The organism is Paenibacillus sp. alder61 (genome assembly GCF_020179875.1).
GTDB lineage: Bacteria > Bacillota > Bacilli > Paenibacillales > Paenibacillaceae > Fontibacillus > Fontibacillus faecis.
Genome location: NZ_JAIUDG010000002.1, coordinates 281,116 through 300,333, shown reverse-complemented (window position 1 = coordinate 300,333; position 19,218 = coordinate 281,116). Strand labels below are relative to the sequence as shown.

20 protein-coding genes are annotated in these 19,218 nt (G+C 52.1%); 3 read left to right on the top strand and 17 right to left on the bottom strand.

All coding sequences use genetic code 11. The annotated features are described in order from the left end of the window. Positions 1-17: 17 nt before the first annotated feature. From thyA to pdhA, 11 genes are all read right to left on the bottom strand, one after another. Positions 18-812 (bottom strand): thymidylate synthase, encoded by a 795-nt coding sequence (gene thyA, locus LBW89_RS03315; protein ID WP_148452474.1) that lies wholly within the window; start codon positions 810-812, stop codon positions 18-20. A 55-nt stretch (positions 813-867) separates the two neighbouring features. Then, the gene (locus LBW89_RS03310; protein WP_213503983.1) at positions 868-1,464 is read right to left on the bottom strand and encodes an AAA family ATPase; all 597 of its coding nucleotides are present in this window, start codon (positions 1,462-1,464) and stop codon (positions 868-870) included. A 15-nt stretch (positions 1,465-1,479) separates the two neighbouring features. Then, the gene (locus tag LBW89_RS03305; protein WP_225038456.1) at positions 1,480-1,917 is read right to left on the bottom strand and encodes an NUDIX hydrolase; all 438 of its coding nucleotides are present in this window, start codon (positions 1,915-1,917) and stop codon (positions 1,480-1,482) included. Positions 1,918-1,935: 18 nt separating this feature from the next. Next, the gene (locus LBW89_RS03300; protein ID WP_148452467.1) at positions 1,936-2,394 is read right to left on the bottom strand and encodes a GNAT family N-acetyltransferase; all 459 of its coding nucleotides are present in this window, start codon (positions 2,392-2,394) and stop codon (positions 1,936-1,938) included. A gap of 113 nt (positions 2,395-2,507) precedes the next feature. Continuing rightward, positions 2,508-3,362, bottom strand: a complete 855-nt coding sequence (locus tag LBW89_RS03295) for an undecaprenyl-diphosphate phosphatase (protein WP_148452465.1) — start codon at positions 3,360-3,362, stop codon at positions 2,508-2,510. A 521-nt stretch (positions 3,363-3,883) separates the two neighbouring features. Continuing rightward, positions 3,884-4,249: a cupin domain-containing protein gene (locus tag LBW89_RS03290; protein WP_225038455.1), complete on the bottom strand. Its 366-nt coding sequence runs from the start codon at positions 4,247-4,249 to the stop codon at positions 3,884-3,886. 14 nt (positions 4,250-4,263) lie between these two features. Next, on the bottom strand, positions 4,264-4,971 hold the full coding sequence (locus tag LBW89_RS03285) for a hypothetical protein (protein ID WP_225038454.1): 708 nt from the start codon (positions 4,969-4,971) through the stop codon (positions 4,264-4,266). 176 nt (positions 4,972-5,147) lie between these two features. Continuing rightward, a complete protein-coding gene (gene lpdA, locus LBW89_RS03280) occupies positions 5,148-6,563 on the bottom strand; it encodes a dihydrolipoyl dehydrogenase (RefSeq protein WP_148452461.1) in 1,416 nt (471 codons plus the stop codon). A 4-nt stretch (positions 6,564-6,567) separates the two neighbouring features. Then, positions 6,568-7,890: a dihydrolipoamide acetyltransferase family protein gene (locus tag LBW89_RS03275; RefSeq protein ID WP_148452459.1), complete on the bottom strand. Its 1,323-nt coding sequence runs from the start codon at positions 7,888-7,890 to the stop codon at positions 6,568-6,570. A gap of 42 nt (positions 7,891-7,932) precedes the next feature. Next, positions 7,933-8,913, bottom strand: a complete 981-nt coding sequence (locus LBW89_RS03270) for an alpha-ketoacid dehydrogenase subunit beta (protein WP_148452457.1) — start codon at positions 8,911-8,913, stop codon at positions 7,933-7,935. A gap of 36 nt (positions 8,914-8,949) precedes the next feature. Further along, positions 8,950-10,017, bottom strand: a complete 1,068-nt coding sequence (gene pdhA, locus LBW89_RS03265) for a pyruvate dehydrogenase (acetyl-transferring) E1 component subunit alpha (protein WP_148452455.1) — start codon at positions 10,015-10,017, stop codon at positions 8,950-8,952. A 255-nt stretch (positions 10,018-10,272) separates the two neighbouring features. Here pdhA and LBW89_RS03260 point away from each other — a divergent pair, with 255 nt between their 5' ends. Then, positions 10,273-11,001: an alpha/beta hydrolase gene (locus LBW89_RS03260; RefSeq protein WP_148452453.1), complete on the top strand. Its 729-nt coding sequence runs from the start codon at positions 10,273-10,275 to the stop codon at positions 10,999-11,001. Between the two features lie 742 nt (positions 11,002-11,743). Here the strand turns inward: LBW89_RS03260 and LBW89_RS03255 are convergent. Continuing rightward, the gene (locus LBW89_RS03255; protein WP_148452451.1) at positions 11,744-12,379 is read right to left on the bottom strand and encodes a trimeric intracellular cation channel family protein; all 636 of its coding nucleotides are present in this window, start codon (positions 12,377-12,379) and stop codon (positions 11,744-11,746) included. A gap of 140 nt (positions 12,380-12,519) precedes the next feature. Here LBW89_RS03255 and LBW89_RS03250 point away from each other — a divergent pair, with 140 nt between their 5' ends. Further along, positions 12,520-13,161 (top strand): thiamine diphosphokinase, encoded by a 642-nt coding sequence (locus tag LBW89_RS03250; protein WP_213503995.1) that lies wholly within the window; start codon positions 12,520-12,522, stop codon positions 13,159-13,161. Positions 13,162-13,447: 286 nt separating this feature from the next. Next, on the top strand, positions 13,448-13,957 hold the full coding sequence (locus LBW89_RS03245) for a C40 family peptidase (RefSeq protein ID WP_213503996.1): 510 nt from the start codon (positions 13,448-13,450) through the stop codon (positions 13,955-13,957). A gap of 117 nt (positions 13,958-14,074) precedes the next feature. Here LBW89_RS03245 and LBW89_RS03240 read toward each other — a convergent pair whose 3' ends face one another. The 5 genes from LBW89_RS03240 to LBW89_RS03220 all read right to left on the bottom strand — a co-directional run bounded on the left by LBW89_RS03240 (position 14,075) and on the right by LBW89_RS03220 (position 19,206). After that, positions 14,075-14,749 (bottom strand): response regulator transcription factor, encoded by a 675-nt coding sequence (locus tag LBW89_RS03240; protein WP_225038453.1) that lies wholly within the window; start codon positions 14,747-14,749, stop codon positions 14,075-14,077. A gap of 127 nt (positions 14,750-14,876) precedes the next feature. Further along, complete coding sequence (locus LBW89_RS03235) at positions 14,877-15,911, bottom strand: MoeB/ThiF family adenylyltransferase (RefSeq protein ID WP_225038452.1); 1,035 nt, start codon at positions 15,909-15,911, stop codon at positions 14,877-14,879. A gap of 66 nt (positions 15,912-15,977) precedes the next feature. Continuing rightward, complete coding sequence (locus tag LBW89_RS03230; RefSeq protein ID WP_148452442.1) at positions 15,978-17,528, bottom strand: ABC-F family ATP-binding cassette domain-containing protein; 1,551 nt, start codon at positions 17,526-17,528, stop codon at positions 15,978-15,980. A gap of 141 nt (positions 17,529-17,669) precedes the next feature. Continuing rightward, a complete protein-coding gene (locus LBW89_RS03225; protein ID WP_225038451.1) occupies positions 17,670-18,665 on the bottom strand; it encodes a hypothetical protein in 996 nt (331 codons plus the stop codon). Continuing rightward, a complete protein-coding gene (locus LBW89_RS03220) occupies positions 18,652-19,206 on the bottom strand; it encodes a hypothetical protein (protein WP_225038450.1) in 555 nt (184 codons plus the stop codon). Before LBW89_RS03220 ends, LBW89_RS03225 begins: the two co-directional genes overlap by 14 nt. Between the last annotated feature and the right edge of the window lie 12 nt (positions 19,207-19,218).

Genomic DNA, 19,218 nt, shown 5'->3' with positions numbered 1-19,218 from the left:
TTTCTTTCGGATTTCCGCTATACGGCAACGGTAGCCTTAATCGTCGGGTGATACTGATAACCTTCAAACTCGAAGTCTTCGTAAACATAATCGAAAATCGACTCCGGTTTGCGTTTGATGATCAGGCGCGGCAGCGGATAAGGCTCGCGCGTCAACTGCGTCTTCACCTGCTCCAGGTGATTGCTGTAAATATGGACATCCCCTCCGGACCAGATGAACTCGCCCGGCTCGAGCCCGCACTGCTGGGCCACCATATGCGTAAGCAGGGAGTAACTGGCGATGTTGAAAGGTAACCCCAGGAACGTATCGACCGAACGCATCGTCAGCATGCAGGAAAGCTTCCCTCCCGCCACGTAAAACTGAAATACGAAGTGGCAGGGCGGCAGCTTCATATTGTCGATCTCGGCCACGTTCCAGGCGCTGACCAGGTGCCGGCGGGAGTCGGGATTCTTCTTGATCGCTTCGATCACATTCGCGATCTGGTCGATCCGGCGGCCGTCCGGCGCCTCCCAGGCACGCCATTGCGAACCGTAGACCGGTCCCAAATCCCCGTTCTCGTCCGCCCATTCATCCCAGATTCGCACGCCGTGCTCTTTGAGGTAGGCGATATTGGTTTCGCCCTTCAAAAACCATAACAGTTCATGAACCACCGATTTCAAATGGATGCGCTTGGTCGTAACCAGAGGAAAACCCTGACTGAGATCAAAGCGCAGCTGTCTGCCGAAAACGGAGAGCGTCCCCGTCCCCGTGCGGTCTTCCTTCGGTGTTCCGTTATCTAAAATGTCCTGCAACAAATCCAAATAATTTCTCATTTTCAACACCCTCTATCGATCAATTGACATCTTGTTTATTATATCAGAGGTCGTTCTATTTCCCAATCCGGATATGCTTTAAAGTAAGGATCGCCCGGTCCCAAGCCTTCTGCAGCTTGGTTCGCTCGTCGGGCTGCAGCGGGATGCCGCATTCGGCGGCAATCCGGCCGACCACCTCGTCCCGGCTCAGATGATCGGTGTCCAGATGCTCCCCGAACAGCGGATTCGCGAGTCCTTCCAGGCAGCGCTCCACCTGCCGGGCAGGCCAGGAATTATAGCCGTCGCCCCGCCCCTTCAGACGGGCCAGCAGCACATCGCGCGAGGCCCATAAGGTAAAATGGCGCACGCCGACCCCCTCATCCCTTAGCCTGCCTACGATTTCGTTAAAGTAGACGGGATGGGTCACGGTCATCGGAACGATGAGGATGCCGTCAAATTCGGCGGCGATATTTTTCAGCATCGCATAGTTCATCTCGCGCCACATGGGATAGTCCTGAAAATCATCCTTCTCCATCCCGCCCGGAATTCGCTTCCGGATGAAATATCCGACGTCTTCGGGATCATACACAAAAGATCCGGGAATTCTCCGGTGGAGCGTATAGGCGGCCGAAGTTTTGCCGGAGCCGAAAGCTCCGTTGATCCATATGATCATTCCGCTCTCCTCCGTCTAGGTCTCTTTCTCTTGACCTTCATCGCAGTAAGGAACCTCGTCCCCGCTGCTTACCAGTCCGCTGATGCCTGCCTCGTAATACGGCATCAGGGAATCCGCCAGGTCCACGTCGATCCAGGAGACCGCGGATATCTCCGCAGGGACATTCGTTTTCTCCGTCCCGCCAAGACGGTCGGCGCGGAACGTAAGCAGCAGATAATGCTCTTGTTTTTCAGGAAAAATCACTTCGTTCACCGCGGCCACCCCGCGAACGGCAATCTCGATGCCGGCCTCTTCTCTCACCTCGCGGATAAGCGCCGTTTCCAGGGTTTCCCCGGGCTCCACCGTCCCTCCGGGCAAAGTCCATGTGTCCCGGTTATCGAGGTTTTGTACCATTAACACCTTTTGGTTGTCGGGACTAGCGATCAAGGCGTAGACAATATCGATTCTTTTCATGCTATGCCTCCCCTTGCCTTATAGAGTCAAATAATAATGGAAAAATTCCGTGTCACGGACATATCCCAGGCTTTCATAGAGCTTTTGCGCGGAAAGGTTGTCCGGGGCGGTTTCCAGGGCAAGCCCTTTCGCTTTGGTCAGACGCGCCATGTCGGCCGCGGCATCCAGAAGCTTTCGGCCGATGCCTTGCTTGCGCCATTTCTCCGGAACGAATAAATCGTTCAGTACCCATGAGCGCTGCATGGAAATCGACGAATACGTCGGATACAACTGGACAAAGCCAACCGGTTGGCGACCGTTCTCTACCCTTGCCAGCAAAATAACGGACTCCCGGTGCTCCATCAATTGAAACAGAAAAGCTTCGGCTCCCGCCGGATCGGACGCTTGCCCGTAAAACACCCGGTATTGATTAAACAGCTCCGCCACATCTTGCAGGTCGCCAAGCGAAGCCTGGACGATCATTAGTTTTGCGCTCATCAAAGCACCTTCCTCCAGCCGTATTCTTGCTTTAACTTCTTCTATACTATAAGAATTAACAAAAAAAGCCCAGTGCCGAATCTGTTTCTTCGGACTGGGCCTCATGACTTTGTTTAGTGGAACAAGCCGGCAATCCCGGCGATCAGGACGATAATCGCAAAAATCATCCGGTAGTATACGAATACCTTCATCGGTTTCTTTTGCAGGTACGAAATAAACTTGCTGATGACGGCGAGCGCGACGAGGAACGAAACGACAAAGCCGACGCCGAGCGAAATCAGTTCGGTCGAAGTCATCGACGAAAATCCGCCGATCTTCACGATTTTCAGGAAGCTCATCCCCACCATGACCGGGATCGCCAGGAAGAACGAGAACTCCGCCGCCGCCACCGTGGTCAAGCCCGCTACCCAGCCGCCGATGATCGTCGAAGCGGAGCGCGACATGCCCGGAATAATGGCGAGGCATTGGAAAGCGCCGATGATCAGCGCTTGTTTGACCGTGACGTTCAACTCGTCGCCTCCGCCGCCCAGTCCGTTGTTGCGGAATTTTTTCTCCGCGTAAAGCATCCACAGTCCGCCGAAAAACAGCGTGAACGCCACGACAACCGGCGTAAACAGATGCTCATCCGCCCAGTCGTTCAGCAGAACGCCGAACACGCCTCCCGGGATACAGGCGATCGCCAGCATCAGCCAAAAGCGGAATCCCGACTTTTCAAAACCGACCTTCTGCGGGAAGAAGTTGACCAGCGTATCCTTGATTTTGCCCCAATACAGGACGATGACGGCCAAAATCGCTCCCAGTTGAATAACGTACGTATACATCTCCACATATGAGGGGGTCGTCCCATTGAAGCCCAGCAAATTTTCAAAGATGACCAGATGGCCCGTGGAAGATACCGGCAAAAATTCGGTGATCCCCTCCACGATCCCCAAAATAATCGATTTCAGGATTGAAAAAATAGTTTCCATAACTTCGAGATCTCCTTTTTCCAGAACACATTCCGTTATTAAATATTCTCGCGGTTAAATCGATCTGCGCTGCCGCCGGCTGAACCGCAACATCCATCCTATCATAAGATTCGTCAGCCAGGCTACCACCGAATGCGTATTCCCGACATGCGGCTCGATTTTTTTTGCCAAAGGCGGGCATGTACCCTACATATTATTGCTGTCGCCGCATGCATATTCTTCTTCCCGGAAATTCCGCCATCGGCAAACTACCGCCCGATTCTCTCCGCCTGACGAGTGCGGCAAGCCGTCCTCTATTATATACCTGCCCAATACCAAAGTTCAAAAAAAGCCGACGCCAGAATTCATCCAAGATGATCCTTGCGCCGACCCTGTCCGTGCCCGATGGCTTTCCGAAACGCAGTAAGCAGGGCCTCGTGAGGCTTAACCCCCTTGACGAGGGAACATGCCGACATCCTTTTTTGGCTGTTTTGGTAATCCTTGCACTTGCCTGCGCGTTATGTATCAGACCTTAAAGGTCCTTAAGTTCCTCGTTCCTCTTCTGTTCCGCCCGGTGCCGGATACCGGTCATCTGTCGTGCTGGGCTGCGAAATCACCAAAAACTCCAAGTCTTCGCCGGATTTATTGAACACTTGATGGGGCAGATTCGGCGGGACATTCAATCCCTCATGGGCCCGCAGTACCGTTTCGATTCCTCCGGCCTCGAGGGTCATTGTCCCCGTCAGCACAAAGAAAAATTGTTTCGCCTGTTTATGAAAATGCCGGGTTTCACATGTTCCCGGAGGCATTTTTTCATGGATGACACTTCGGTCCTGTTCATGTACCAGCCGCCAACCATCGCAGCGGTCTCCCCAAATATAATGCTCCGCGTTCTTTTTGCTAATCAAAAAAACAGCCCCTTTTATTGTTTCTCCACAAAACGGGTTCCGTCGAATTGAAACACCTGGAGCGTCGTTTCGCGCTCGCCCTTCACCGTCTCGTCATCGTCTTCAAGCCGCGTCAAAGTCTGCCAACTGAAAAGAGTATCGTCAATCACCTGATAGCTGCCGGCGACGAGCGAATGTGCACCGGTGATCATCGCGTTGCGTTCTTTAAGGACACCTTTCCACGCCTCCACCCATTTTCCGTCCTTCACATACCACAGGTGGGCGTATTTCACATCGATGCCCGTTCCGCCCGTACGTTCGACCGTTTCATATAACACTCTGGAATCCGTTTCAACCGCGAGCCCCGGATGCAGCGCCTCCACCTTCCAGTCCTTTTCGGCAATCAGCTTGTAAGTCCCCGCTTTCGTCCGGTCAAACACGAAGAAATGGCCCAGATGGACGCCTCCGTCAATACCCGCGATCACCTCAAGCTCCTTGTCTTCGTCCAACTGCACTTCAATAAAAGTCAAACCCTCGAAATAGTAGTTTGCTTTCCTGGCCCCCTGTTGTTTGATCCATTGAGTCACCTGTTTCTTGGATATTGCCTTTTGGGTCTGCGGCGTAGTTTCGGAATTGAGCTTGTTCTTGATTTCGGCCTTCGCCGGCCCGGATAGCACCGTGCCCGCGGCGAACATCAGGACGCAGACCGCAAGCTTCCACCCCATCGCTCTCCTGTTCTTCATCTCTTCCTCCCCTATGACGGTTCTATTAATAACTAAACGTAGCCAAAACCGGAAAAGTTCGGCCTGAACGCCAAAAAAAGAGGGCAAGACCCAACTTGCCGGTCCTGCCCTATCCATATGCTTAGGAGATCCGCATCCGCCGGATAACGGAGGACGCGAGAGTAATAGCTCAAAAATTAACGGGAGATGACATGAATCGGATGACCTTCAACGAGTTCAGCCGTTTCCATCACGATTTCACCCAGCGTAGGGTGAGCGTGGATCGTGAGCGAAATGTCTTCCAAAGTGGCGCCCATTTCGATCGCAAGGCCAAGCTCGGCAATCAGGTTGGAAGCTTCGATCCCGACGATTTGTGCGCCGAGAACCACATTGTTGTCGGCATTGGCCACAATCTTGATGAAGCCGTCAGGCTGATTCAGCGAAGTCGCACGACCGTTGCCCGCAAACGGGAACTTGCCCGCTTTGACGTTGAAGCCTTTTTCCTTGGCTTCTTTTTCCGTGTAGCCTACGCTTGAGCATTCCGGATCGGTAAATACGACCGCAGGAATCGCTTTGTAGTCCACGACGGACGGAAGACCGGAAATCACTTCGGCGGCCACTTTACCTTCGTAAGAAGCTTTGTGCGCCAGCGCAGGTCCGGCAACGATGTCGCCGATCGCAAAGATGTTCGGATTGCTGGTGCGCCCTTGATGGTCAACTTCCACCAGACCGCGGTCCGTCAGCTTCACACCGGCCAGTTCCAAACCAAGGTCGCCGTCCGTGTTCGGGCGACGGCCAACCGTTACGAGCAGGTAGTCCGCCGTAACTTCTTTGGTTTCGCCGTTTACGGAGTATTTCACGGTTACGTCTTTGTCCGTTTGCTCAGCGCTTTCGGCCTTGGCGTTGGTAATGATTTCGATGCCCGTTTTCTCCATGCTCTTCGTGACGAGACGGGTCATATCCTTGTCGAAGCCTGCGAGTACGCTGTCCATTCCTTCGATAATCGTCACTTTCGTGCCGAATTTCGAGAACATTTGACCGAGTTCCGCGCCGATATAACCGCCGCCGATTACGATCAGACTGTTAGGAATTTCTTGCAGATCGAGCGCTTCGGTCGAGGACAGGATGCGTCCGCCGAACGGGAAGGCTTTCAGCTCGATCGGACGGGAGCCTGTAGCCAAGATGCAATGCTTGAAACGGTAACGCGGCGATTCATGGTCGTTAAAGGCACGAGCTTCGTTCTCGTTGATGAACATGACTTCACCACTGAAAACTTCGATCTTGTTGCCTTTCAGCAAACCGGTTACGCCTTGGGTCATTTTCTTAACGACACCGTTTTTGAATTCTTGCGTTTTCTTGAAGTCCACTTTCACATTTTCCGCAGTGATGCCGAACGCGTCGGCATGTTTCGCGGATTCGTATTGGTGCGCAGCGGAGATCAGGGCTTTCGAAGGAATACAGCCGCGGTTCAAGCACACGCCGCCAAGCTCCGATTTGTCCACGATCACCACTTTTTGGCCCAGCTGGGCGGCACGAATGGCCGCCACGTATCCGCCGGGACCGGCACCTACAACTAATGTATCAATATCCAGAGAAGCGTCTCCTACTACCATATTGTTACACCTCCATAACGAGCAGCTCAGGGTTGGCGAGCAGCTGTTTGATATAGTTCATGAAGTTTTGAGCCGTTGCGCCGTCGATCAGACGGTGGTCGAAGCTGAGCGACAGAGCCATAACCGGAGCCACGACGATTTCGCCGTTCTTCACGACCGGCTTCTCGCTGATGCGGCCTGTACCCAAGATCGCCACTTCAGGATAGTTGATGATCGGCGTAAAGAACATGCCGCCTGCGGAGCCGATGTTCGTGATGGAGATGGTGCTGCCCTTCATTTCGCTTGCGGACAGCTTACCTTCCCGGCCGCGGGCCGCCAGATCGCGGATCGCGTCGGCGATCATCCAGATGCTCTTACGATCGGCATCTTTGATAACAGGCACGATCAGACCGTTGTCGGTATCGGTAGCGATCCCGATATCGTAATGTTTCTTGTAGACGATCTCGTTGTTCTCCTCGTCGATCGATGCGTTGAGCGCAGGGAATTGACGGGAAGCCGCTACGAGCGCTTTTACGATGAACGGCAGGTAAGTGACCTTGATGCCTTTCTTCTCGGCGATCGGTTTCATGCGGGTACGGAACGCTACCAGCTCGGTCACGTCCACTTCGTCCATAATCGTTACGTGCGGAGCGGTGTAAGCCGATTTAACCATGGCGTTTGAAATCGCTTTGCGGATTCCTTTGAACGGAACGCGTTCTTCTTCCGCGCTCACGCTTGCAGCCGCGGAAGCCGCCGGTGCCGCAGGGGCGTCCGCGCTTTGCGCAGCGCCGGATGCCGCAGGGCTGGCTGCGCCGCCGCCGTTTTTGAACGCGTCGACGTCTTCGCGCGTGATTTTGCCGGCTTTACCGGAGCCGCTCACTTGCGTGATGTCGATGCCTTGCTCACGGGCGTATTTACGCACGCTTGGCGTTGCCAGCACTTCGCGGTTAGGTGCAGCTGGAGCCGCAGGACCGTCGGTGCCGCCTTCTTTGGCTGCCGCAGGGCTGGCCGAAGCCGGGGAGTTTTGCGTATCCGCTGCGCCTTTCGCCGCGTCGGCTTCTTGCGCGCCGGCTTGCTCAGGAGCGGATTCCTGCTCCGGAATGTCGCCTTCCGCGTCGATGACGGCCACGACTTGGCCAACGCGGAAGATCGCGCCGTCCGAACCGAACACTTCAAGCACCGTACCGTTTACCGGACATGGGACTTCAACGACCGCCTTGTCGTTTTGTACCTCCATGACGATATCTTCATCTGTTACTTTGTCGCCGGCTTTGATGTGCATTTTAATAATTTCGCCTTCATGCAAACCTTCGCCGAGCTCTGGGAAGCGATATTCAAATTTTGCCACCTGGAAGACCTCCTGTTTTTCAATTTTTCGTATGCCGTTTAATTAAAATTCAAGTACTTTGTTGACGCCCTCGATGATGCGGGCCGGAGTCGGAAGCCATTGATCTTCGATTTGTGCGAACGGATAAACGGTATCCGGAGGCGTAATGCGAAGCACTGGGGCTTCCAAGTGCAGGATCGCTTTTTCGTTGATTTGAGCGATAATTTCAGCGGCCATGCCGGCGGATTTCTGAGCTTCCTGCACGACGATCGCGCGGTTCGTTTTCTTGATAGATGCGAGAATCGTATCGATGTCCAGCGGCACAAGCGTGCGCAGATCGATGACTTCGGCTTTGATGCCTTTGCTCTTCTCCAGTTCTTCCGCCGCTTTCACCGCGGTATGAACCATCATGCCGTAGGCGATAATCGTGACGTCGGATCCTTCGCGAACCACGTTCGCCTTGCCGAGTTCTACGGTATATTCGCCTTCAGGCACTTCCGCGCGGAAAGCATGGTACAAGTTCAAATGCTCCATGAAGAATACCGGGTCATTGTCGCGGATCGCGGAGATCATCAGGCCCTTCGCATCGTATGGGTTCGAAGGAATCACCAGTTTAATACCCGGAGTTTGCGCAATCAAACCTTCCAGGGCGTCGGTGTGCAATTCAGCGGCTTTAACCCCGCCGCCGTATGGCGTACGGAATACGACCGGCGCATGATAGCGGCCGCCGGAACGGTAACGCATGCGGGCAGCCTGTACGAGAATTTGGTCCAACGCTTCAAAAATAAAGCCGACAAACTGGATTTCCGCAACAGGACGGAATCCTTGGATTCCCAAACCGACGGCCAGACCGCCGATCGCGGATTCGGCCAGCGGCGTGTCGAATACGCGCTCTTCGCCAAATTCCTTTTGCAGTCCTTCCGTTACGCGGAATACCCCGCCGACATTACCTACGTCTTCCCCGAAAAGCAGGACGTTCGGATCCCGATTCAACTCTACGCGCATCGCATCGCGGATTGCTTCTTTCATATTCATTTGTGCCATTGCTTCTTATCCTCCTCATTAGAACTTCTTCAAGGCTTATTGAAAATCGGCTTTTTGCTCTTCCAGATGCTTAGGCGTTTGCTCGAACATGCTGTCGATCAGACCAGGAATCGTCATCTTCTCGGTTTGTTCCGCCTTCTTGATTTGCTCGTTCACTTTCGCTTTCGCTTCTTCTTTCACGCGAGCCGTATCTTCTTCGGTCCAAAGGCCTTTCTTCTCCAAATACTTGGCAAGACGGGCGATCGGGTCCTTCTCGCTCCATTGTCCTTCTTCTTCTTTCGTACGGTATTTGCTCGTATCGTCAGAGAGGGAATGCGGACGGAAACGGTAAGTCACAGCTTCGATCAAAGTAGCGCCTTCGCCGTTCCGGGCACGCTCGGCGGCTTCTTGAACCGCGCTGATGACGGCGAACACGTCCATCCCGTCGATCTTCACGCCGCGAATCCCGGCGGCAACCGCCTTATGAGCAATGGACAAAGCAGCGGTTTGTTTCGAGAACGGAGTCGTAATGGCATAGCCGTTATTTTGCACAAAGAAAATGACCGGAAGTTTGTAAACCCCAGCGTAGTTAAGCGCTTCGTAGAAATCGCCTTCGGACGAACCGCCGTCTCCCGTGTAAGTAATGGCGACTTGTTTTTGCTTCTTCAATTTGTAGCCCATGGCGATCCCCATCGCATGAAGCACTTGAGCGCCGATAATGATTTGTGGCATAAGTACGTTGACGCCTTCCGGAATTTGTCCGCCGTGCTGATGGCCGCGGGAATACAGGAAAGCTTGATAAAGCGGAAGACCATGCCATACGAGCTGCGGCATATCGCGGTAGCCCGGGCAAACGAAGTCGTTCTTGTCCAGAGCGAATTCACTGCCGACCATCGTAGCTTCTTGACCGGATACCGGCGCATAAAAGCCGAGGCGGCCTTGGCGGCCCAGGTTGATGGCGCGCTCATCCCATGTGCGGGTGAATACCATACGGTACATTAATTCTTTCAATTGATCATCTGTCAAGTTCGGGACTTTATCTTTGTTAACAATCTCACCATCCGGCGAAAGGACGGTTAAAGCCTCGACTTCCTCGGTATATACTTCATAAGGAATCTTGCTCATTTTCTTCACCTCGACAAAATATTTGATTATCATGTTCCGCTGTTATAGAATTATTATACATCTGTTTCAGTCGTTAAGTCAAAGGAATTGCGCATAAATGACTTAATTTTTTATCTTTGTTTGTATAACAGCAGTAACACAATTATGTAACACAATCGGGTCCTGGTAGTGAATGCGTTTACCTCTCCCAGGGCTATCTTAACGTAATGAGAGGTCAAAAGCAAAATATCAAGACGATAAGGAGCGAGCCGAATTATGACGGATTCACGCTATTTAAAGCGGACTATTGTCAGGGAGGAAATCGACTGCGACAGCTTGGGGGAGAAGCGAAAATTACGCATTTACCTCCCGCCGGGCTATAACGAAATTCTTAGTTACCCTGTCGTCTACTGTCAGGACGGCGAGGAGTTTTTCAACTTCGGGCGAATTGCCACCCATGCGAACAAGCTGATTCTGGATGACGGACTCGAGCCTTTTATTATTGTAGGCATTGAAGTCGATACTACCGTCCGTACGGAAGAATACGCGCCTTTCGGCCATCGGTTCGAAGCCTATTGCCGCTGTATTACAGAAGAGATTATACCCTTTGTAGAACGCAATTATCCCGTGCGGCGAGAGCCGGAGGATCGGGTATTGGCCGGAGATTCGTTGGGCGGATCGTTCTCTCTTCATCTGGCTATGAAAAATCCCAAACTGTTTTCCAAAATCATCAGCCTTTCCGGAGCCTATTACGACCAAACGCTCGCGATGATTGAAGCGGAATCCGATTTGTCCCACCTCTCCCTCTTTATGGTCGTCGGTCTTCAGGAGCAACAATACACCACCGACACGGGGACCTACAATTTCGTGGAGTTAAATCGCCGGGCCAGACAACTGCTTGAAGAACGGGGCGCAAAAGTGGTTTATTATGAAAAGGACGGCAAACACCTTTGGGGATTTTGGCAGCAAGAACTGCCCGAGGCGCTGACGCATTTCTTGCAATAAGATCGACGCAAGCCTTCCTCAGTAGGGTAAGACGGGGGTTTACTCCCCCGGACTCCCCGTCAAACCGTGCATGCGGATTTCCCGCACACGGCTTTCCTTCGCCAGTTCCCCATCTTCAGGAGTGAGCTGTCTTCATCCCTCGCCGGACTGCAATTTCACCCCTGAATTAGGAACGCGTGGTGAGCAAGCTCGTCAGAAATACCATTCCCACTTGTTCTATGCCGTTGCCGCTATTGCCTCCCCCTGAAGGGGTGCGATTATTACTCGTACTCCGTCAGACAAACCTTGATAACATAGAATTCCTGCATATCTGCATGCTTTTTTCCTGTTTGGACTCAAAATTTCTAAATACCTGCAAATCTGCAGGAATTTTCGACGAAACCGGCTCATTTCTCTAAAATCGTTAGAAATTCCTGCAGATCTGCATCTTTTTTTGCATCGCCCCGGGAATCGGCCTAAAATACTTGCAGATTTGCATCTTTTTGGAGTTGGAGGCTTGGAAGCACAACTTGGCGCCTCTTTGGATGTGACATATCCCTTCGATTAGCCATTAAGCACCCTTTCCTTTCGTTATACTTCGTAGCTTGAACACTCCTATGATCACACCCCCATCAGATGGTTCTTTGTTTCGCACGCTTCGCGAGCTCAACTGGCTAAAGCCCCAAACAAAAAGGATACCGCCACATTGGGGCGATATCCTTTTTTTTCTTTACATTATAGAAGCAGCCTTAATACCCGGACTTTAACCCTGTTCTGATTTCGTCCCGATGTTTCCCGTACGCAGAGAACGGCTCGGCAGTTTCCATCTATAATGAACGGAAAGCATCCGGAAGAAGACAACCAGGCCGAACAGCAGCAGCAGACCGACGGTTGACGTAAAAAACTTCAACCCTACGGCGAGCCCGGCCAACATCGCCCAAACGGCGTATATTTCATCTCTTAGAACGAGCGGCTTGCGTCCGGCAAGCAAATCCCGGATGATTCCGCCGCCGATCCCCGTCAGAACGGCAGCCACCAGAATGGCGCTGATTGGATGATTCATACCGCTGGCATACAGCCCCCCCTGAATGGCAAAGGCGGACAAGCCGATGGCGTCAAAAAGCGCTTCTGTCTTTTTCCAATGATGAATCCATTTTAGAGGCAGAACGAAAGCGACAAGGACCGATAAAACCGCAAGCATGATTAAATCCCCTTGTGCCCATAGCGTAGTGACGGGAACGCCGATCAACACATTACGGACAATTCCCCCGCCAAAAGCCGTTACAAGGCCGAGTACAAGCACGCCAAGAATGTCATACTCCTCTTCCATCGCCACGAACGCGCCCGACATGGCAAACGCGATGGTGCCGATAATACTGAAAATGTCAAATAAATGCATGCTTACGCTCTGGCTCCTCTCTATCACGTTCAGTAACATTTGACCAGTCCATTGTATGCTTGCGCGGTTCAATTGTGCAAGTGAAAAAACTGAACTATACTGGTAATAAGCGGGCCTACAACAGAAAGGGAGTTTTCTTTATGGTAGCGAAACGAGTGCTTATTTTTGCAGGCGGAACGATCGACCCTGATATCATTAAGGAAATCCGGAAAGACGACATGATCATCGGCGCGGATCGGGGGGCTTTATTCCTCGTCCAGCACGGAATCCGTCCCGACCTGGCGGTCGGAGATTTCGACTCCGTCACCCCCGAAGAATTAAAGCTCATCCAAGCAAACAGCCGGGAAATGATCGCTTGCGATGCGGTGAACAAAGATCTGACCGATACGGAGCTCGCCTTCGACCTTGCTATTGAAAGACACGCTTCCGAAGTCGTTATGACCGGCGTTGTCGGCACGCGGCTGGATCATACTTTGTCCAATATTCAAATGATGCTTCGAGGCATGCAGCACCAGATTACCAGCGCCATCTGGGATGCCCACAATTACGTTACCCTAACCGGAACGAGCTGCATCGTCGAGGAGCGCGGATTTAAATATGTATCCCTGCTCCCCCTCACTACAGAGGTGACCGGGATTCATTTGGAAGGTTTCATGTATCCGCTGGACAACGCCACGCTCAAAATGGGCCAGTCGCTGGGAGTCAGCAATCGTTTAAAGGGAGACAAGGGAACGGTTCGAATCGAGAGCGGACTGCTTCTCATTATTCAAAGCAAGGATTAAGGAACTTTGCGCGTTCAAATTAATACAAAAATGTAACCTTTACGACCTCAGATTGTAACTAAAGAAGCATGAAAAAACCTTGAGAAATCAAGGCTTTTTTCATGCTTCTTTACATTTCCACTTCTTTATTTCTTACTTTTTTGTAAACTTTAATCGTTTTTTAATAAAGGGCCTCAAACCAGCGCAGGCCCTGTACTTATAGGTGTGTTGCCAAAAATTAGGCAGTTAAAAACCTGTTATACTTCATTTCGAACCGGTCGACAAAAACATTTGGAGGTACTACAACATGAAATTGCACAACCTATTCCAAAAAGTATTGACGGTAGGGATTGTCTCAACTATCGGATTCAGCACTCTGCTTGCGAGCGGAGCTGGAGCCGCACCGGCCCAAGCTGCGGAAAGCGTAGCGGTATCCAAGGGATCCCAAATCGTAAATTACGGAAAAACATTTATGGGCAGACCTTATCAATTCGGCGCATCGACTTCGACAACTCGAGTATTTGATTGCTCTTCTTTTACGAAGCGTATTTTCAGCAAGTATGGCATCAACCTGCCTCGCACATCCGTGGCTCAATCGAAAGTGGGACGTGCCGTCTCCAAATCGAATTTGCAAGCCGGCGATCTGGTGTTCTTCTCCAGCGGCAGCCGCGCTAACGGACATAACGTGACCCACGTAGCCGTTTATATGGGCAACGGGAAGATTTTGCACACTTACGGTAAACCGGGTGTTACGATTTCCAATCTGAACTCCGGGAATTGGAAGAGAACGTACTTGAAAGCCCGCCGCGTCCTCTAGTCACAGTCGCTTGCGAATTACGTCCGGAAACCTCATTAATATTAGATCATAATAATATGTTACCGATACCCGATAGCCTCTCTATCGGGTAATTTGTTTTTTCCAGAGCATTATTTTTTAGTGAATCATATACCCTGTTCCCCGCACCGTATGGATCAGTTTGCGCGGTCTTCCTTTATCGATTTTTTTACGGAGGTGACGGATGTACACATCGACAACGTTGGTCCCCGTTGCAAAATCATAACCCCAAACCTCCTGTAAAATCTGCTCGCGTTGACAGACCTGCTCCGCTCGTTTGACCAAATATCTGAGCAGGTCGAATTCCTTCGGGGTCAGTTTTATTAGCTCGTCGCCACGGTAAACCTTTCTCCCTTTCATCTCCATTTTGAGGTCTTCATAATTCAATTCCGCGACGTAGCCTTCGGCAAATCGGCCAAAAAGCCGAATCAGACTGCGGATCCGCGCCACGAGTTCAACAAACGGGATGGCGGCCTCAACAACTTCGGTCACCCCCGCCTCTAAAGCCGCTATTAATTCCTCGGAGCTCCATTCCTCCAGCATCATCAAGACGGGAAAGCTGAAATGTCCCGCCAGCTCCATTTGCGCATATAACTCACGACCGTCTTTTTCGACCTGAACCAGCAAGATTCCTGGCATGTCCCTAGTCAATTCGGCGGCGGTATCTTCAACATGATAACTGCGGCGAACCCGATATCCCGCCTCCTCCAATTTTTGCTGCATCTCTATGCCGGCGGCATCGTTTTTGTGCATCAAAAGCACGCTGTCCTTCATATCCTCCCGCCTCGCCCTAAACTTGGTACAATCCTCGTATTACTAACATGGTCAAAATAAAAACGAATCATTCCGCGTAAACCGCGAAATGATTCGTTTTTGACGGCAAGGCGATGGACAGCCCACCTTAGCCTAAATACCGGTCGTAGATGGCTTTCGCTTCGGATATATCCTTTGTCCCGTGTACGAGGGCTCTCCCGTCCTCAAACAACACCAGACGGAGGTGATCCATCGAGAAGGAAAGCAAGAAGGGATTGGTCTCTACCTTCCCATCCGGCAGCTTCTTCAGCTTGGCGGCCACCTCCGGAAGCGATAGTTTGCCTTTGGCCGCAGGCCGGATTTGAACCGTATCCCTGCCGCACAGCACCTCGGTTTTGCGGGAATGGGCAGCGGATAGATAAGGGAACGTTCTCTGTTCCCCGCACGACAAACAATCCGCTCTTCTGGCCGCCCCCACTTTGATTTCCGTCAGCTCATTGCGCCACAGGTCGAAGGTCAGCAGCGTCCGGCGCAGAGCATCCTTATTTCCCGTCAACAGTTTCAGCGCTTCCGTCGTCTGATGAGCGACGACCATCTGAACGACAGGCGGAATAACGCCAGCCGTATCGCAAGTATCGCCACCTAGAGGGACTACGCCAAGCAGGCAATTTAAGCAAGGGGTCTCCCCCGGCAAAATCGTCAAAGTCATGCCGTAGCTGCCGACGCACCCGCCATAGATCCAAGGAATTCCGCGCTTTTGCGAAATGTCGTTAATCACCAGCCGGGTGTCGAAATTGTCCGTGGCATCCATGATCAGATTAACGCCGCGAGAAAGTTCGTCCATTTCTTCGTACGTCACATCCATGACATGGCTTTCCAGAATAATCTCGCTGTTAAGCGCCCGCAAATGCCGCTCGGCGGCAACCGCCTTGGGGAGCCTTTCGGCGGCGTCCGCCTCATTATAAAGCTGCTGACGCTGCAGATTGCTCCATTCCACATAGTCCCGGTCCGCCAAGATCAGACGCCCGACGCCGGCGCGAGCCAGCGTTTCGGCGATCCCGGTCCCCAGCGCTCCCGCTCCGATAATCAGAACCGAGGACTCCGATAATCGATTTTGACCCGCGGCTCCGATCGGCGGGAACAGCTTTTGGCGGGAATAACGATCATGCCGTGTTCCATTCATCTTACTTCAGATCCTTCCGCTAAGAAATCGGGCGCAGCTTGTGCCGATACCACACACTTCCCCGGGTTACTTCCGGGTAGACCAGGCCTCGACGTCCCAGATTTTGGTAACCCAATCCTCATAGAAGTCAGGTTCGTGGGATACGAGCAGAACCGTACCTTTGAACTCCTTTAAGGCCCGTTTCAATTCTTCTTTGGCGACAACATCCAGGTGATTGGTAGGTTCGTCGAACAAAATCCAGTTCGTCTCCCGCATCATCAGCTTGCAGAGGCGGACCTTAGCCTGCTCTCCGCCGCTCAACGCTTTTAACTGACGGGTAATGTGTTCGTTCTTTAGCCCGCAGCGCGCCAGATGAGCCCGGACCTCATGCTGATTCAAATGGGGGAATTCGTTCCATACGTCGTCGATCGGCGTCCCGTTCCCGGGACGAACCTCTTGCTCAAAATATGCCGGATAAAGGAAATCGCCCTGATACGTTTTTCCGCTTACCGGAGGGATTTTGCCCAGAATCGTTTTCAACAGGGTCGATTTACCTACCCCATTGCATCCGACGATAGCGATCTTTTCCCCCCGTTCGATCGTCATGGACATTTTGGGCAGCAAAGCGTGCGTATAGCCGATCTCAAAGTCGATCCCCTCGAACACCGTCTTGCCGCTGGCCCGCGCTTCTTTAAAACCGAAAATCGGTTTGGCCGCTTCCTCCGGCTTATCGATCCGCTCCAACCGGTCCAGTTGTTTCTCCCGGCTCTTGGCCCGGCCGGACGTCGAATAACGCGCCTTGTTCCGCTGGATGAAGTCCTCCTGCTTTTTGATGAACTCCTGTTGCTTCTCATAAGCATCGATATGCTGGCTTTTGTTGATGTCGGCCATCTCCAGGAATTTGTCATAGTTCGCACTGTATCGGGTGAGTTTCGCGAATTCGAGATGGTAAACGACATTGACCACCTGATTCATAAACTCCGTGTCGTGGGAAATCAAAATGAACGCGTACGGATAGTTTTGCAAATAACTCGTCAGCCAATGGATATGCTCCACGTCCAGGTAGTTCGTCGGCTCGTCCAACAACAGAACGTTCGGTTTCTCGAGCAAAAGCTTCGCAAGCAGCACTTTGGTTCGCTGCCCCCCGCTCAATGCCGCAACGTCACGATCGAGCCCGATGGCGGAAAGACCGAGGCCGTTGGCCATCTCTTCAACCTTGACATCGATGAGATAAAAATCCCCGATCTCCAGTTGCTCCTGGATTTCTCCCATCTGATTCAGCAATTCCTCCAGCTCTTCCGGTGTAGCGTCCGCCATTTTATTGGTGATTTCCAGCATCTCTTTCTCAAGCTCAAGCAGCGGAAGAAATGCGTCCTTTAGCACATCCCGCACCGTTTTCCCCGGCGTCAGCTTGGAATGCTGATCCAGATATCCGTAACGGACCTTCGGGGTCCATTCCACTTTCCCCTCGTCCTTTAGAAGTTGTCCGGTCAAAATATTCATCAGCGTGGATTTCCCCACCCCGTTCGCTCCTACCAGTCCAACATGTTCCCCGGCAAGCAGCCGGAAGGAAACATTTTTAAAAAGGGTCCGGTCCCCAAAATTGTGGGACAGATTCTCTACGGTCAATAAACTCATAATTAACGCACAAGCTCCTTCTATATGAAAATAGGTTTTTGATTCTTTTCAAAAGTGACATTCAAGAACCTATTTTAACATATGGAGAAGACGTCCGTAACCTCTCAAAATAAAAGACCATAAAAGTGCTATGAGCTGAAGTCAGGGTCCCTGCAAAGGACATCGGGCTTCAAAATAACCTTTTGCCGCGGCATCCTTTGGACTTGCGAATATTTCCGCCCTTTCCGTCCCTGGTCCGCCGAAACAGTGCCTGTGGCCTGCGTACCGAATTCCGGTATTAGGATCGCTCCATCCATAAACCGGCCTTTGCCTAAGAACCCTCCCTCCGCCGAGCGCGTAATTGTTGTAATGCTTGCCGCCGACAGGAAGGCCCTGCAGGAAGACAAGGATCCCCACGTCATCGATCAAGTTGTTCCACGCCTCCATCGAGATGGTCGGCAGCGTAAATATATAATTGAAGCCAAGCTTCCTCACAAACGCATTATGATTGTCGATAACCCGGGACAGGTCTTCTTGGACACTGGACACGATGGCCGACCTGCGGACATCCTCAAAGGCTTCTTTTTGCTGCAAAAGTTTGACGGACAAAGCGCTGCCCAGCTCCTCCCTTAAACCGCGGTGCACTTCCCCGGAAGCCGAGTCGATGACCGTAATCTGATCATCCAAAGTAAAATAGATCATATTTCCTTCCGCGTCGCGATGGACGTAGGATTTCTTGGGCAGCCAATGATGCCGGGCCAAAACGCTCCCGTCCTCGCCCGCTTTCTCTTGTACTGCGTATATATGGTAACCGTCATAATCGATCACGATAACCGCCGGAATATAGGTCATCAGAAGATCGCGCGAAAGAGCGTCCTCATGCTCGCCCAAATTCAGCAGCAATGTATCCAGCACGGCGGATAAAGCCGCTTCCTTATCGGCGCGCATAAATTTGGATGACCCGTAACCGGCCTCATAACGCTGAAGCTCGTTTTGACCCAGCCTGCTTCCTGCATCTTGGGCGGCCGTCCTTAAGGCAGCCGTATATTTGAGCTGCAAACGATTCGCTTCCCTGAGCTGCACCGCATCCCACTGCAGCATATATAACGCCGGACAAGCGAGCAGAACAAAAATGACGGCCCAATCAGTAATCTTCATTCAGTACCATTCCCCCATAGGAAATCCGCTTCCCTTCCAAACTTGCGCTCCCCGAGCCGTAGACGAGTTCGGCCAACGTTTCATAAGTTGAACGGGTTTTCGGCTTTATGCTGACTTGAACGAAGTCTCCCGCCGCGAGTTTGTACAGCCGCTCCTCCTCAGCGGTCCCGTCCGGGTTTGCCGGATAGAGAACTTCTAGAATCCGGTCGGTATAATAAGAATCGTAGACTACGGAGTAGCGATCTTGAAAGGTTGCGGGATCGGCCGGATCGCCGTATTCCGGGTGGTATTTTTTTCTCCGGTGCTCGATTTCTATGTCGTACACTTTGCCGCCTACCTCCAGGTTCCGATTGAATTCGCGATACATCTCCGGAGAGAAATATCCCTTATTCCTTACCGCGTCCGTAAACTGAACAAGCGAATTATACGCCGCAAGCATCTCGTAATCCGCCTCCCGCTGCGCAAATTCCATAGCCGGGTACATAAATACGAGGAGAAGGGACAGCAGGGCAGCCGCAATTTTGGACAGCGGGTTACTCATCCGCGAGCCTCC